Here is a 13,053-nt window from a genome sequence, read left to right as displayed (position 1 = left end):
GTCCGTTTTTTCGACGGATTCTATTTAAGGAGTCATAAATTGAGCGTTGAAGTGGCGAAGAATGCCCGAGAATTGCTTCTCAAGGAATACCGGGGAGTGCTGTCGACCCACTCCAAGTCGATGCCCGGTTTTCCCTTTGGCTCAGTCGTGCCTTATTGCCTGGACGAGCAGGGCCGGCCGTTGATCCTGATCAGCCGCATCGCCCAGCACACCCACAACCTGCAGAAAGACCCGAAGTGTTCGATGCTGGTGGGTGAGCGCGAAGCCGATGACGTGCAGGCCGTTGGTCGCCTGACCTATCTGGCTGAGGCGCAAAAGCTCCAAGACCCCGCCGCCATCGAAGCGGCCGCCGAGCGTTACTACCGCTACTTCCCGGACTCCCAGAACTACCACAAGGCCCATGACTTCGATTTCTGGGTGCTCAATCCGGTGCGCCATCGCTACATCGGCGGTTTCGGCGCCATTCATTGGATCGACCAACTGACCTTGGCCAATCCGTTCGCCGGCAAGGCTGAAATCAGCATGGTCGAACACATGAACAGCGACCACGCCAAAGCCATCGCGCACTACGTAGAACTGGCCGGTCTGCCGAAAACCGTGCCGGCGCAACTGGCCGGGATCGACACCGAAGGCATGCACCTGCGCATCGGTCAGGCGTTGTACTGGTTACCGTTTCAAGCACCATGTCATACGCCGATACAAGTGCGCGAAGCCTTGGTTTCTCTGGCTCACGCAGAGGTTTGGCCAAAAAATGCAGTGGCCGACGCTTGAATTCACGAAAGGGCGACGTCATCTAAGGCTTACTGCAAGGCATTTCTTGCGTTGAGGAATCTTTGATGCGCCCTTTTTTGTTGCTCTTTCTGCTGTTTCCGGTGCTGGAGCTGTTCGTATTCGTCAAAGTGGCAGGGGCTATCGGGTTTTTTCCGGCCCTGCTGCTGATCATTCTCGGCTCGATGTTCGGTGTGTTCGTGCTGCGCGTCGCCGGTCTGGCCACGGCCCTGCGTGCCCGTGAAAGCCTGAACCGCGGCGAACTGCCCGCGCAAACCATGCTCGAAGGCCTGATGCTGGCACTGGCCGGTGGTCTGTTGATCCTGCCGGGCTTCATCAGCGACGTGGTGGGTCTGGTGATGCTGCTGCCATTCACCCGGCGTCTGCTGGCCAATAAAATGCGCCAGCGTGCCGAAGAACAGGCCATGCGCCAGCGTGCGTTCGCCGACGACCTGCAACCTCGCGGCGGTCCAGCACCGCGCCAGCCTATCGGCCGAGAGGGTGATGTGATCGAAGGTGAGTTCGAACACCGCGACACCAAGTAACCTGTACATCGACACGGCACCTTCGGGTGCCGTGCTCGTTTATGGGCTGTTTTTGTGAAGAGTATTCGCGAAAATTTTTTAGCCCCGCCCTTGTAATAAGCTTATGCGCCCCTATGTAACGGTCACCGAAAGGTTTCCGACATTCGAGTCGGACAGACTTCCGCGGTTCGCTCGACGAATCGCAACCGGCGCAGGCCGGATTTGTTAAACCCGCCGGGACTACACCGGCCGATGAAAACCACAATTAGGAGAGATCGACAATGAAGCTTCGTCCTCTGCATGACCGCGTCGTTATCCGTCGCAGCGAAGAAGAAAAGAAAACCGCTGGCGGTATCGTCCTGCCAGGTTCGGCTGCTGAAAAAGCCAACCACGGTGTGATCGTCGCTGCAGGCCCAGGCAAGACTCTGGAAAACGGTGAAGTGCGTGCGCTGGCCGTTAAAGTCGGCGACAAGGTTGTGTTCGGTCCTTACTCCGGCAGCAACACTGTGAAAGTCGACGGCGAAGACCTGCTGGTAATGGCTGAGAACGAGATTCTCGCTGTACTGGAAGGCTGATTTCCCGCTCATTTTCCCGCTACTACAAAGTATTTAAGGAATATCGATCATGGCTGCTAAAGAAGTTAAATTCGGCGATTCCGCCCGTAAGAAAATGCTCACCGGTGTTAACGTCCTGGCTGACGCAGTAAAAGCGACCCTGGGCCCGAAAGGCCGTAACGTGCTCATCGAGAAGAGCTTCGGCGCTCCGACCATCACCAAGGACGGCGTTTCTGTCGCCAAAGAAATCGAACTCGAAGACCGTTTCGAAAACATGGGCGCGCAGCTGGTCAAAGACGTTGCCTCCCGTGCCAACGATGACGCCGGTGACGGTACTACCACCGCCACCGTTCTGGCTCAGTCGATCGTCAACGAAGGCCTGAAAGCCGTCGCTGCCGGCATGAACCCGATGGACCTCAAGCGCGGCATCGACAAGGCGACCATCGCCATTGTCAAAGAGCTGAAAAACCTGTCCAAGCCATGCGCTGACACCAAAGCCATCGCTCAGGTCGGCACCATCTCGGCCAACTCCGACAGCTCCATCGGCGACATCATTGCCGAAGCCATGGAAAAAGTCGGTAAAGAAGGTGTGATCACCGTTGAAGAAGGCACTGGCCTGGAAAACGAACTGTCGGTTGTAGAAGGCATGCAGTTCGACCGTGGCTACCTGTCCCCGTACTTCGTCAACAAGCCGGAAACCATGGTTGCCGAGCTGGACAGCCCGCTGATCCTGCTGGTCGACAAAAAGATCTCCAACATCCGCGAAATGCTGCCAGTACTGGAAGCCGTTGCCAAAGCCGGCCGTCCACTGCTGATCGTATCGGAAGACGTTGAAGGCGAAGCCCTGGCGACTCTGGTCGTGAACAACATGCGTGGCATCGTCAAGGTTGCAGCCGTCAAGGCTCCAGGCTTCGGCGACCGTCGCAAGGCCATGCTGCAGGACATCGCCGTTCTGACCGGCGGTACCGTTATCTCCGAAGAGATCGGCCTGAGCCTGGAAAGCGCCACCCTGGAAAACCTGGGCAGCGCCAAGCGCGTGACCATCTCCAAGGAAAACACCATCATCGTTGACGGTGCTGGCGTAGAAGCCGACATCCAGGCGCGTATCGCTCAGATCCGTGCTCAGGTTGGCGAAACTTCGTCCGACTACGACCGTGAAAAACTGCAAGAGCGTCTGGCCAAGCTGTCCGGCGGCGTTGCAGTGATCAAGGTTGGCGCGGGTTCCGAAGTCGAAATGAAAGAGAAGAAAGCCCGCGTTGAAGACGCCCTGCACGCAACCCGCGCAGCCGTTGAAGAAGGCGTGGTACCTGGCGGTGGCGTTGCGCTGATCCGTGCTCTGGAAGCCATCCTCGACCTGAAAGGCGACAACGCTGATCAGGACGTCGGTATCGCTGTTCTGCGTCGTGCTGTTGAAGCACCGATGCGCCAGATCGCTGCCAACAGCGGTGACGAGCCAAGCGTTGTGGTCAACGAAGTCAAGAACGGCAAAGGTAACTTCGGTTACAACGCTGCGACTGGCGAGTACGGCGACATGATCGAAATGGGCATCCTGGACCCAACCAAGGTAACCCGTTCGGCTCTGCAGGCTGCATCGTCGATCGGCGGTCTGATCCTGACCACCGAAGCGGCCATTGCCGACGCACCGAAGAAAGACGGTGGCGCTGGTGGTGGCATGCCAGACATGGGCGGCATGGGTGGCATGGGCGGCATGATGTAAGCCAGCCTTACCCCCTGTAACGCAAAACCCCGCCTGCGATAAGCAGGCGGGGTTTTTTATTGCCCGAATTTCAGCTTTGCACCAAACCCTGTGGGAGCGAGCCTGCTCGCGAAGGCGTCGAATCAGTCAACATGAATGCTGAATAACACACCGCATTCGCGAGCAGGCTCGCTCCCACATTTGGATCTGTGTTTCAGACGCTGACCGGTTGTGCCTTCACCGCCGCTTCAGCCCTTGCCGCCGGGCGATACAGCACCCAGTAATACGAGCCCAGACAAATCAGCCAGCAGAAAATCGCCGTCCACACGTTGTGCGAAAAGAAGTGCGCGCCCTGCATCATGCGGCTGATCGAAAACACCGAGCCCAACGCAAAGGCAAAGATGAACGCCTGCCTGGCCAGACGTGGACGCCGATCTCGCAGCACAAAGAACAACGCAAACAAGGTGAACCCCGTCGCCGCATGGCCACCAGGCCAGCAACGGCCGGGCTTGTCGGTAGGTGGGCGATGGTCCAGCAGTTTGCTGTAGGTTTCGTGGCCGCCGAATTGTTCCAGGCTCCACGGACACTGCACGGCAGTCATTGCTTTTACCGGGGTCACGAACGAAGTGGCCAGCGCCAGCGACAGCACCAGGCAGCCCAGTTCACGCTTGAACGGTTGCAGCCGGCCGATGAAAAACGAACCGATGAAGCCGAGAACGGCAAACACCGAGAACGCGATCACCACCTCTTTTGCGCGGTCGTGAAGGATGTCTTCAAGGAAGAAACTGTGCCGGCCAATGAAGTCGCCCGCGATAGGGTCGTAAAACAGCCGGGCCAGATCCATGTCCAGATCGGTCAACTCCAGCAGCACCAGAAGGAACGCGGCGAAGGCGGGAATGCCCAGGCACAACCAGAAATTCAGCGGCCTTGAAACGGGGCGGGCAGAGGTCGACACCATGGCAATTCCTTGGGCTTTAAGTGGGTTCGATGAGCGCAATTGCGCGGAGTCTGCGTGTGATGGCGTTGCTGATTTGTTAACCGAAAGTGAAAAAAACGTTGGCTGGCGCAATCCGCATCTTTATTGATAAACAACCCGACACACGCCTAGCCCTGAGCCACACTTGGCCGTAAGCTGCGCGGGCCATGACGGCCGTTACTGTGTACGGAAGAGGTGCCCATGCGAATTTTATTGGTTGAAGACAACCGCGATATCCTGGCCAATCTGGCCGATTACCTGGGTCTCAAGGGCTACACCGTCGATTGCGCCCAGGACGGTCTGTCAGGCCTGCATCTGGCGGCCACCGAGCATTACGACCTGATCGTCCTCGACATCATGCTGCCCGGTATTGATGGCTACACGCTGTGCAAGCGCTTGCGCGAAGACGCCCGGCGCGACACCCCGGTGATCATGCTCACCGCGCGCGATCAACTCGACGACCGCTTGCAGGGCTTCAAGTCCGGCGCGGACGATTACCTGGTCAAACCGTTCGCCTTGTCCGAACTGGCCGCGCGCGTCGAGGCGGTGATGCGCCGAACCCAGGGCGGCGGGCGCCGCACGTTGCAAGTCGCTGATCTGAGCTATGACCTCGACACCCTGGAAGTGACGCGCGAAGGCAAGTTCCTCAAACTCAACCCGGTCGGCCTGAAGCTGCTGGCAGTGTTGATGCAAAAGAGCCCACACGTGCTGCGCCGGGAAATTCTGGAAGAAGCGCTATGGGGCGATGACTGTCCGGACAGCGACAGCCTGCGCAGCCATGTCCACCAATTGCGTCAGGTGATCGACAAGCCGTTCGCCAAGCCATTGCTGCACACCGTGCACGGCGTGGGTTACCGCTTGGCCGAGGGCCGTGATGGAGTTTAAGCAAAGCCTTTCCCAGCGGATCATCATTGCTTTTGCGCTGATGAGCGCACTGGTGGCCGGCGCGTTCGCCATGGGCATTGTCGCGACGGTGCATCTGGTAGAGGAGAAATTGATTTCAGCGGGGCTGGGCGGCGATTTGCAGCGCCTGTTGCTGATGGACAACGTCTCGGACTGGAGCCATCGCCCCGAGCCGGACCAGTTGTTCTATTTCAGCGGCGGGCCGGGCGATTTCGAGCTGCCCAAGGATCTGCGCCATCTCGACGCGGGTTTCCACGAAGTGTTCCGCGAGCAGCTGTCGTACCACGCGATGGTTGAAGTCGTCGATGGTCGGCGCTACGTCCTGCTGCAGGACCAAAGTGATTTTGAAGAACGTGAGCGTGTGCTGTTTGCCGTGGTGCTGGTGGGCTTCGTGCTCAGTCTGGCCTTGGCGGTGTTCCTCGGCTGGGTGCTCGCGCGCAAAGTGATGGCGCCGGTCGTACGTCTGGCGCGTCAGGTTCGCCACCGCGATCAGTTGCTGGGGCTGGCGCCCCCGTTGGCGCCGGACTACGCGGCTGACGAAGTCGGCGAACTTGCGGTAGCGTTCGACGCCACGCTAGGCCGCTTGCGCCAGGCGCTGACCCGCGAGCGGCTGTTCACCAGCGATGTCAGCCACGAATTGCGCACACCGCTGATGGTGCTGGCCAGCTCTTGCGAGTTGCTGCTGGAGAACCCGGCGATCGATCAGCGCGGTCGCTCCCAGGTAGAACGCATTGCTCGCGCCAGTGAGGAAATGCGCGAACTGGTGCAGACCTTCCTGATGCTTGCCCGGGCTCAACGCGAGGACGCCGAGTCGGCACCGCAACAGAATCTTGCCCAAGTGGCTGACAGCTTGCTGTGCGTATGGCGTGAGCCGATCGAAAGCAAAGGGCTGACGTTGCAATTCGAACCCGGTCACCCGCCGGACACGCGCTACAACGCCACTTTGCTGACGGCGGTGATGGGCAACCTGCTGCGTAATGCCTGCCATTACACCGAACACGGTTTTATCCGCCTGACGCTCACTGCCAACGGATTCAGGGTCGAGGACTCCGGCGTGGGCATTCCGGAGGAGAAACGCGAGGCGATGTTCGAGCCGTTCGTGCGTGGTAGCGAGAAGCGCGGTGAAGGCTTGGGGCTGGGATTGTCGCTGGTACAGCGCATCTGCGAAAACCAGGGCTGGAATGTCAGCCTGAGCACGATGGAGCCCAATGGCTGCCGCTTCGAGGTAGATCTGGGGAAAATCTGACGCAGATAGTGGCTCGATGCTACTCCCGTCAACCTGTCTAAATCCTGTATAACTCTGAAATACTTTGCTGGTTTACCGGACGAAATTTTCACAACTGGATGACCTGAAGATGACACGCCGTTACTTAAGGTGGTGACATCAGCAATTCAGGAGTCCTGGTGATGGCCGGTCCGATCAAACTCGATTTTTCCGAAAAGTACGATGACACCCACGCGCAAAAATATTTGCGCAAGCACCAGGACGGTCTCGGTCGTCGGTTGTCCCATTGGCGTGACGAACAGTTGGCCCGCAAGGCGCTGACGCTGGCGGGCGAGCCCGGCCTGGTACTGGATTTGCCCTGCGGTGCCGGACGCTTCTGGCCATTGCTGGCGGAAAAGCCCAATCGGGTGATTATTGGTGCGGACAACTCCGAGTCGATGATCAAGACCGCGATGCAGGCGCAACCAGCTGACGTGGTGAAGCGGGTACAACCCTTGCACACCTCCGCGTTCGACATTGCCTTGCCGGATAACGCCGTCGACAGCATTTTCTGCATGCGCCTGCTTCATCACATCGGTGAAGCCGAGCATCGCCGGGCCATTCTGCGTGAGTTTGAACGCGTCACTCGCGACAGCGTCATTATTTCGCTGTGGGTGGATGGCAACTTCAAGGCGTGGAAACGCAAGCGCGCCGAGCAGAAGCGTGGCCAGGAAGGTTACCAGAATCGATTTGTGTTGCCGGCAGCTACCGTTGAGAAGGAATTCGAAGCGGCAGGTTTTCGTATCCAGGAACAACTGGACTTTATTCCGCTCTATGCCATGTGGCGGGTTTACGTATTACGCAAGAGGTAACAGGGTGGCGGTTGAATTTGCGGCAGAAAATGAAGTCGCTCCCCAGGAACGCTTCGACTACTACTGGAACCAACGCGGCGAGTGGGTGGAAGAACCCAATGTGCGCCGTGGCGGCGAAAGTGGTGTTCAGCGGGTTGTGGGGCGCGATGGTCAACTGCTGTATGCCAAGCGCCAGACCGGACATATCTACCGCAGCTGGTTGCACCCCTTCGGGCGGCCAACGGTACTGCGTGAACTGGACGCGCTGACTGGCGTAAGCCGCCTCGGCGTACGGGTGCCGGAAATCGTTTTTTGCGGTGCCCAGCCTGATCCGCAGCACAAATGGCGTGCTCTGCTGGTGACCAAATCGCTGGACGGTTTTCAGGAGCTCGAACATTGGGAGGCCGGCGGCGGCCGCGCGCAGTATGGCGAAGCTGTTTACGAGCGGGTCCTCCAGGATCTCGCGTTGAACCTGGCACGCATGCACAGGGGGCGCTGGCAGCACAGCTGCATTTATATCAAGCACGTTTTCGTACGGGTGACCGGTGAAGGTCAGTCAGCCAAGGTCGAAGTGGCCTTGATCGATCTGGAGAAATGCCGCCAGCGTCTGACCGCTCATCGCGCAGCTTCCCATGACATGAAGCAATTGCGTCGCCATTCGTCGTTCAGCGACGCGGACTGGAAGAAGCTCGTCTACTTTTATGAGACGGCGTTTGGCAGCGCTATCAAAGGTTTATAGCGATGAAACTCGAAATTGCACGAGGTTTGTTTTTGGTTGGGGCCTTGGCAGTTGCTTCACTGGCGGTGGCTGCCTGGGAGCAGCCCCGCATGCAGGTGGTTGGCGCGTCTGTAGACGATGCTCACTGCGCTGTCCCGCGGGTGGCAAAAGCTTCCGTGGCGACCAAACCCGATCATGATCTGTTGTTGTTCATGTTCGGACTTTCTCAAGGGATGAGGCCGCAGAGTTGAACCGATTGAAGCCCACATAAAAGGCCTCGCCAATGCGAGGCCTTTTTTACGTGCGGATTTTATGGATATACGCCAACCAATGTGGGAGCGAGCCTGCTCGCGAATACGGTGTTTCAGTCACATGTGTGTCGACTGACACTCCTTCGCGAGCAGGCTCGCTCCCACCAGGGAATGTATGTGCTACTTGGGATCGGGTTTGGCCAGCAGGGTGTAAACGCACGGCAGAACAAACAGGGTAAACAACGTGCCGATCGACATCCCCGTCGCAATCACCATCCCTATATCGAACCGGCTGACGGCCCCCGCACCGGTCGCCAGAATCAACGGCACCATGCCGAACACCATCGCCGCCGTGGTCATCAGCACTGGCCGTAAACGAATCGCCGCTGCTTGCTCTACGGCTTCACGCGCCGTCAGGCCTTTGTCCTTGCGCAACTGGTTGGCGAACTCGACGATCAGGATCCCGTGCTTGCTGATCAGTCCGATCAGTGTCACCAACCCGACCTGGGTATAGATGTTCATGCTCGACCAGCCGAGGAACAGCGGAATCAGCGCCCCGCAAATGGACAGCGGCACTGTCACCAGAATCACCAGCGGGTCGCGGAAGCTTTCAAACTGCGCCGCCAGCACCAGGAAAATGATCGCCAGCGCCAATGCAAACGTTACCCACAAGGCACTGCCTTCCTGCACGAACTGCCGCGATGCACCGCCATAATCGAAGGCAAACCCGGCGGGGGCTTCTTCCCGCGCAATCTGCAATACGGTGTCAATCGCTTCGCCCATGCTCACCAGCGGGACCCCGGAGATCTTCGCCGCGTTGAGTTGCTGGAACTGATTGAGTTGTCTTGGTCGCGCGCGGTCGCTGATCTTGATCAGCGTCGACAGCGGCAGCAACTCGCCCTGGGTGTTTTTCACGTAGTAATTGTTCAGCCAGTCCGGGTTGTCACGGTACGGCCGCTCGACCTGAGCGATGACCTTGTAGCTGCGACCGTCGATGGTGAAGCGGTTGATTTCCGCCTCGCCGAGCAGCGTCGCCAGGGTGCCGCCCAGATCCAGCATCGAAACGCCCATCTGTGCCGCTTTGGCGCGGTCGATATCGACCACGACTTCCGGTTTGTCGAAGGCCAGATCAAGGTCGACGAAAGCGAACTTGCCCGATTCCATGGCGCGCTTCTTGATCCGGTCGGCCACTTGCAGCAGCAGTTCATAGTCGTTGGCGGTGTTGATCACGAATTCGAACGGCAAGCCTTCACCGGTGCCGGGCAGGGAGGGCAGGTTGAAACCGAAGACCTGCAGGCCAGGGATGCCTTCCAGTTTGCCTTGCACCTCGGGAAGGATTTGCATCTGGGTGCGGCTGCGCTCGTTCCAGGGCTTGAGCAGAAAGCCGCCGATGCCCGCTTGTACGCCGTTGTAGCCGTTGATCTGGAACGAGGAGTAGTACTCCGGGAATTCCTTGAAGATCTTGATGAATTCATCGGTGTAGGTGTTCAGATAATCGAGGTTGGTTGGCTGCGGCGCGCTGGCCATCATGAAAATGATGCCTTGGTCTTCGTCCGGTGCCAGTTCCGATTTGGTGAACTTGAGAAACACCGGAATCAGACACAGCACGATCAGGGCGAACACCAACACCACCGGCCGGGTATTCAGCGTCCCGTGGAGCATGCTCTGATAGCGGCGCTTGAGGCCGTCGAAGATACGGTCGAGGCGGTGCGCCAGGCCGCTGGGGTTTTCCTCGTGGCGCAGCAAAAAGGCGCACATCATCGGCGACAGGGTCAGGGCAACAACGCCAGAAATCACCACGGCACCGGCCAGCGTCAGGGCGAACTCCTTGAACAGCGCCCCGGTCAGCCCGGTGAGGAAGCCGATCGGCGCATACACCGCTGCCAGGGTGATGGTCATCGACACCACCGGCAGGGCGATTTCCCGCGCGCCTTCCAGCGCCGCATCGAACGGCGTCTTGCCTTCCTCGATGTGCCGGTGGATGTTTTCCACCACGACAATTGCATCGTCGACCACCAGACCGATGGCCAGCACCATCGCCAGCAGCGTCAGCAGGTTCATCGAATAGCCCATCATCTGCATGAAGAACATCACGCCGATCATCGACAGCGGAATGGTTACCACCGGGATCACCACCGAACGCAGCGCGCCGAGGAACAGGAACACCACGACGATGACGATCAGCACCGCTTCGAAAAGGGTTTTCACCACTTCGTCGATGGAGGCCTGGATGAACAGAGTGGCGTCGTAGGCGATCTCGCTCTTGAGGTTGGGCGGCAGTTGCGCCTCAAGCTCCGGCATGATCTTGCGCACTTCTTTGATCACGTCCAGCGGGTTGGCCCCCGGCGACGACTTGATACCGATGTACACCGACGGCGTACCGCCAAACGAGCTGACCGAGTCGTAGTTTTCCGCGCCCATTTCGACCCGCGCGACATCGCTGAGCAGCACACGGCTGTCGCCACTGACCTTGAGCGGAATCGCCGCGAAGGCCTCGGCGGATTTCAACTCAGTGTTGGCGTTGATGCTGGTGACCACGTACTCGCCTTTCACTTCGCCTGCGGCGGAGAGAAAGTTGTACTGGCGCACGGCGGTGGTCACGTCGGCGGCGCTGAGGCCGAAACCGGCGAGTTTTACCGGGTCGAGCCACAGGCGCATGGCGAACACCTGATTGCCGAGAATCTCCGCTTCGGCCATGCCCGGCAGGGTCGCCAGTTTTGGCTGAATGACTCGCGACAAATAATCGGTGATCTGCGGATTGCTCAAGTCCTTGCTGAAGAAACTGATGTACATCAGTGCCGAGGCGTCGGCAGACTCTTTGCTCAGCACCGGGTCTTCGGCGTCTTGCGGTAGTTTGTTCTTCACCTCGTTGGCCTTGGCCAGCAGCTCGGTAAACAGGCGGTCGGTGTTCGAGCCGATGCGCGCGTAGATCGAAATCGTCGAGAAGTTCTGGCGACTGACCGAGGTCATGTAGTCGATGCCCTCGGCGCTGGCCAGGCTCTGTTGCATCGGCTGGGTGATGTAGCCCTGAATGGTTTCGGCGTTGGCGCCGGGGTACGCGGTGGTCACCGTGATCAGGGCGTTTTCCATTTGCGGGTATTGGCGCAGCGGCAACTTGCTCCAGGCCTGAAAACCCAGCAGCACAATCAGCAGGCTGACCACGGTGGCGAGCACCGGGCGGCGGATGAACGGATCGGTAAAAGCCATGGGGTTTCCTTGATCAGTCGGCGCGGCGCGGACTGTTCTGCTCGCCGAGGGTCTTGTCGTCGCTGATGGCAATGTGGGCGCCGTTGTCCAGTTTGATCTGGCCGGCCTTCACCACTTGTTCGCCGCTCTGCACGCCCTTGTTGATCATTACCAGGCCATCGCGGTGCTCACCGGTTTCGATGAAACGACGCTCGGCGATCAGCACCGGTTGGCCCTTGTCGTCTTTCTCGACGCTGCCGTCCTCGGCTTTCTTCTGCCCGACCACGTAGATCGAATTGCCGTAGAGGGTGTAGGTGATCGCGCTCTCCGGCACCACGACGTGCTTCTGCGGATCCGGCAGCAGCACTTCGAGGCTGGCGAACATGCCGGGCAGCAATTTGCCGTCGGGGTTGGCCAGCGTCGCGCGGACCAGAATGTTGCGTGTGGTGCTTTCGACGAGCGGGTTGATCGCGCTGATCTTGCCCGGAAAAATCTGGCCGGGATAAGCGGCGGCCGAGATATTCACCGGTTGGCCGACAGCCAGTTTCGGTACCGATTGCTCGGGCACATAGAAGTCGGCGTAGAGGCTGCTGAGATCCTGCAATGTGGCGATTTTGCTGCCGCTGGCGAGGTAGTCGCCGATATCGACCTGACGGATGCCGATGGTGCCGCTGAACGGCGCGAGGATGCGTTTTTTCGCCAGCGAGGCATTGAGCTGATTGACCGTGGCTTTGTTCTTTTGCAGAACGGCGGAGAGGCGGTCGTATTCACCTTTGGAAATCGCGCGGCTGTCGACCAGTTGGCTGCCACGCCCGAAGTCCAGTTGCGCCAGGCCAAGATCAGCTTTGGCGGTTTCCAGCAGGGCTGTTTCGACGGCGCTGTCGAGTTGCAGCAGCGGTTGACCGGCCTTGACCTTCTGCCCTGATTCAAACTTGAGTTCGGTGACGGTGCCGGCGACTTCCAGGCTCAGCTCGACCCCTTGCAGCGCCTTGAGCGTGCCGACGGTGGGCAAGCGCATCTGCCACGGCTGCTCGCTGGCATTAGCCACGGCGACGCTGATCGGCGGTTTCGGCTTGGAGAAGCCCTGGATCATGGTGTAGATCGAAAAGGCTTTATAACCGCCCAGCACCAGGACGATCAGCAACACAACCCCCAACATGATCAGCATGCGGCGACGCAGCATATTTCCAGTTCCTTGGATAAATCAGGCGAGACAGGCGGGAACATTACTCCGAGTGCAGGGGGGATTCCAACTGGCAGTTTTTACAGGTGATGTAAAAGATCGCAGCCTGTGGCAGCTCTTATCAAACAAAAAATAACGCATTGTTTTTGCTCTAAATTCTATCCAGCCATCACCAACTGCATCCCCAGCTTGCGTGCCTTGCGTTCCAAGGCGCGCAGTTGCCGGCTGCGGCTTTTTTC

13 protein-coding genes are annotated in these 13,053 nt (G+C 58.9%); 9 read left to right on the top strand and 4 right to left on the bottom strand.

Annotation, left to right across the window (positions count from 1 at the left end; all coding sequences use genetic code 11):
- The first annotated feature begins 39 nt into the window (after positions 1-39).
- The 4 genes from CKW18_RS20325 to groL all read left to right on the top strand — a co-directional run bounded on the left by CKW18_RS20325 (position 40) and on the right by groL (position 3,563).
- Entirely contained in the window at positions 40-771 is a 732-nt protein-coding gene (locus CKW18_RS20325; RefSeq protein WP_095190439.1) for a HugZ family protein, read from the top strand.
- A 65-nt stretch (positions 772-836) separates the two neighbouring features.
- The gene (locus tag CKW18_RS20320) at positions 837-1,313 is read left to right on the top strand and encodes an FxsA family protein (protein WP_095190438.1); all 477 of its coding nucleotides are present in this window, start codon (positions 837-839) and stop codon (positions 1,311-1,313) included.
- 260 nt (positions 1,314-1,573) lie between these two features.
- Positions 1,574-1,867 carry a co-chaperone GroES gene (locus CKW18_RS20315; RefSeq protein ID WP_003227685.1) on the top strand — a complete coding sequence of 98 codons (294 nt, stop codon included), beginning with the start codon at positions 1,574-1,576 and terminating at the stop codon, positions 1,865-1,867.
- A 49-nt stretch (positions 1,868-1,916) separates the two neighbouring features.
- The gene (groL, locus tag CKW18_RS20310; RefSeq protein ID WP_095190437.1) at positions 1,917-3,563 is read left to right on the top strand and encodes a chaperonin GroEL; all 1,647 of its coding nucleotides are present in this window, start codon (positions 1,917-1,919) and stop codon (positions 3,561-3,563) included.
- 193 nt (positions 3,564-3,756) lie between these two features.
- On the opposite strand, the gene CKW18_RS20305 is transcribed toward groL, so the two are convergent.
- Positions 3,757-4,500, bottom strand: a complete 744-nt coding sequence (locus CKW18_RS20305; RefSeq protein WP_095190436.1) for a phosphatase PAP2 family protein — start codon at positions 4,498-4,500, stop codon at positions 3,757-3,759.
- A gap of 219 nt (positions 4,501-4,719) precedes the next feature.
- Between CKW18_RS20305 and colR the strand changes: the two genes are divergently transcribed.
- The 5 genes from colR to CKW18_RS20280 all read left to right on the top strand — a co-directional run bounded on the left by colR (position 4,720) and on the right by CKW18_RS20280 (position 8,445).
- A complete protein-coding gene (gene colR, locus CKW18_RS20300; RefSeq protein ID WP_095190435.1) occupies positions 4,720-5,403 on the top strand; it encodes a two-component system response regulator ColR in 684 nt (227 codons plus the stop codon).
- Positions 5,393-6,667, top strand: coding sequence for a HAMP domain-containing sensor histidine kinase (locus tag CKW18_RS20295; protein ID WP_095190434.1), 1,275 nt, complete (start codon positions 5,393-5,395; stop codon positions 6,665-6,667). The genes colR and CKW18_RS20295 overlap by 11 nt, the downstream gene beginning before the upstream one ends.
- Positions 6,668-6,828: 161 nt before the next feature.
- The gene (locus tag CKW18_RS20290; RefSeq protein ID WP_095190433.1) at positions 6,829-7,497 is read left to right on the top strand and encodes a class I SAM-dependent methyltransferase; all 669 of its coding nucleotides are present in this window, start codon (positions 6,829-6,831) and stop codon (positions 7,495-7,497) included.
- A gap of 4 nt (positions 7,498-7,501) precedes the next feature.
- Positions 7,502-8,215, top strand: coding sequence for a lipopolysaccharide kinase InaA family protein (locus CKW18_RS20285; protein ID WP_095190432.1), 714 nt, complete (start codon positions 7,502-7,504; stop codon positions 8,213-8,215).
- Between the two features lie 2 nt (positions 8,216-8,217).
- A complete protein-coding gene (locus tag CKW18_RS20280; RefSeq protein WP_034153490.1) occupies positions 8,218-8,445 on the top strand; it encodes a hypothetical protein in 228 nt (75 codons plus the stop codon).
- A 180-nt stretch (positions 8,446-8,625) separates the two neighbouring features.
- On the opposite strand, the gene CKW18_RS20275 is transcribed toward CKW18_RS20280, so the two are convergent.
- The 3 genes from CKW18_RS20275 to CKW18_RS30800 all read right to left on the bottom strand — a co-directional run.
- Positions 8,626-11,652, bottom strand: coding sequence for a multidrug efflux RND transporter permease subunit (locus CKW18_RS20275; RefSeq protein WP_095190431.1), 3,027 nt, complete (start codon positions 11,650-11,652; stop codon positions 8,626-8,628).
- Between the two features lie 13 nt (positions 11,653-11,665).
- Positions 11,666-12,814 carry an efflux RND transporter periplasmic adaptor subunit gene (locus CKW18_RS20270; RefSeq protein ID WP_095190430.1) on the bottom strand — a complete coding sequence of 383 codons (1,149 nt, stop codon included), beginning with the start codon at positions 12,812-12,814 and terminating at the stop codon, positions 11,666-11,668.
- 21 nt (positions 12,815-12,835) lie between these two features.
- The coding region (locus CKW18_RS30800) for a hypothetical protein (protein WP_218274351.1) at positions 12,836-13,053 on the bottom strand (218 nt) is incomplete at its 5' end.

It is taken from the genome of Pseudomonas sp. Irchel 3E19, from assembly GCF_900187585.1.
GTDB lineage: Bacteria > Pseudomonadota > Gammaproteobacteria > Pseudomonadales > Pseudomonadaceae > Aquipseudomonas > Aquipseudomonas baetica.
The sequence above is the reverse complement of the archived record's forward strand: the minus strand, read 5'-3'. Positions and strand labels throughout refer to the sequence as shown.